Genomic DNA, 2027 nt, shown 5'->3' on the forward strand with positions numbered 1-2027 from the left:
CCCCCAATCACCGTGCCGGGCGGGGCCCCCCCCCCCCCACAACCGCGCGCCGGGGGGCGCGGGTTACTCGCCCCCCGCCCCCGCACGCGTGTCCGGGTACTGTGACGGATCACTCCCGGTGTGCGATCCTCGGATCGTGAGTAATGCGAAGTACCTGGTCGAGCCGACTCCGCTGCGCCTGCGCGGCAAGGGCGGGATCGAGTTGGCCGCCGATCGATTCGGGCCCGAGGACGGGCCCCTGGTGATCTTCCTGCACGGCGGCGGTCAGACCAGGCATTCCTGGAAGAAGACCGGCGCCATCCTGGCCGCCGACGGGCTGCGGGTGATCACCCTCGACGCGCGCGGTCACGGCGACAGACAGTGGGCGCCCGACCGCGACTACAGCCGCGCGGTGCTGGTGGAGGACCTCGTGGAGGTGCTCGACCAGCTCGGTGTCACCGCCGACAACGGCGCGGTGATCGTCGGCGCGAGCATGGGCGGCATCACCGGACTGCTGGCCACCGCACACCCGCGCGGGGCGGGCATCCACGCGCTCGTCCTGGTCGACATCGTCACCAGGCCAGAGCCGCAGGGCGTGGAGCGGGTGCTGAACTTCCTCGGCCGGTACCGCGACGGATTCGACACCGTCGAACAGGCCGCCGACGCCGTCGCCGAGTACATGCCGCACCGGCCGCGGCCGGCGAGCAACGAGGGACTGCTGCGCAACCTCCGTCACCGTGACGGCCGCTGGTACTGGCACTGGGACCCGGACATGATCGCCGGGCGCGCCAGGGACGCCGACACCGACATCATGGCCCGGGTGCTCGAACCCGCCGCGCGCGCCCTGCGCATCCCGGTCATGCTGGTGCGCGGCCGCATGTCCGACGTGGTCAGCGAGGAGGCGGTCGCCGAATTCCTCGACCAGGTGCCGCACGCGCAGGTGGTGGAGATCGGCAATGCCGCGCACACCGCGGCCGGTGACGACAACGACGCCTTCACCGACGCGGTCGCGGATTTCGTGCGCGCCACCGCGCGTCAGGACGTGTAGTCGGGCCTGCGCTTCTGGACGAAGGCGTCGACGCCCTCGCGTCCGGTGGGGCTGTCGGCCGCGGCGGCGATGGCCTCGGTCTCGCGGTCGAGCTGCTCGCTCAGCGGCGTGGACAGCGCATCGCGCAGCAGCGCCTTGATGCTCGCGTGGGTGGAGCGCGGACCCTTCGCCAGGGTGCGGGCCAGTTCCAGGGCAGCGGCGCGGACGTCGGTCTCGTCGTCGACGATGCGGCTCAGGATGCCGAGCCGCACGGCTTCCTCGGCGTCGACGACCGCGTCGGTCAGCAGGATCTCGCTGGCCCGGCCCAGACCGACCGTGCGCGGCAGGGTCCAGCTCATGCCGCCGTCCGGGCTCAGGCCGATGCCGGGATAGGCGGGCCGCAGCTTGGTGGTGGCGGCGCCGAGAGCCACGTCGGCGGCCAGCACCAGGCTCATGCCCGCGCCCGCCGCCCAGCCCTGCACACCCGCCACGACCGGCACCGGCGCGGCGTCGAGCGCGCGCACGAAATCGTGCAGCCGGGTGGCCAGATCGCGGATGTGCGCGCCGCGCTCGGCGGCCGCCGCGAAACCGCGCACGTCGCCGCCCGCGCAGAAGTTCGCACCGGTGCCGGTGAGCAGCACCGCGCCGACGGCGGGATCGAGATCGCGCAGGGCGGCGGCGCCCGCGTCGATGCCGGTGAAATCCATGGACGTTCCGTGGGCCGCGGTGGCGATGACGATCCGCAGCACGCCTTCGTCCAGGGCGACGTAGTCGACAGTCTCGCTTGTCATGACGGTCACCCTAGCCGGACGAATCGGGCCTCGGCGCGGTGCTCGGGGCATCCCGACACGCGACGTCCCGCCGCGCCGGCTCGCGTCCGCGCAGCCCGTTTCGGGACAGCCGCAGCTGTGGCAGTGCGGTGAACTCCTCGAACGCGCGGGCGCCGTCGGGCAGCCAGCCGTGACGGGGGTAGAACGCGGGGGCGGGGGCGGCGTCGGCGAAGACCCACAGGGTGCACGGG

2 protein-coding genes and 1 pseudogene are annotated in these 2027 nt (G+C 73.4%); 1 reads left to right on the forward strand and 2 read right to left on the reverse strand.

All coding sequences use genetic code 11. The annotated features are described in order from the left end of the window. The first annotated feature begins 136 nt into the window (after positions 1–136). Positions 137–1027, forward strand: coding sequence for an alpha/beta fold hydrolase (locus QH283_RS11475; protein WP_280502992.1), 891 nt, complete (start codon positions 137–139; stop codon positions 1025–1027). Here QH283_RS11475 and QH283_RS11480 read toward each other — a convergent pair. Continuing rightward, positions 1015–1797 (reverse strand): enoyl-CoA hydratase/isomerase family protein, encoded by a 783-nt coding sequence (locus tag QH283_RS11480; protein ID WP_280502993.1) that lies wholly within the window; start codon positions 1795–1797, stop codon positions 1015–1017. The genes QH283_RS11475 and QH283_RS11480 overlap by 13 nt on opposite strands. A gap of 10 nt (positions 1798–1807) precedes the next feature. After that, a pseudogene (locus QH283_RS11485) lies at positions 1808–2027 on the reverse strand (hypothetical protein); the annotation flags it as partial.

Source organism: Nocardia farcinica (assembly GCF_029867845.1).
GTDB lineage: Bacteria > Actinomycetota > Actinomycetes > Mycobacteriales > Mycobacteriaceae > Nocardia > Nocardia farcinica_A.

What these genes read in the sequence shown, in the direction of transcription:
- QH283_RS11480 (WP_280502993.1), bottom strand. Translation starts at nt 1,797, where the DNA reads ATGACAAGCGAGACTGTCGACTACGTCGCCCTGGACGAAGGCGTGCTG.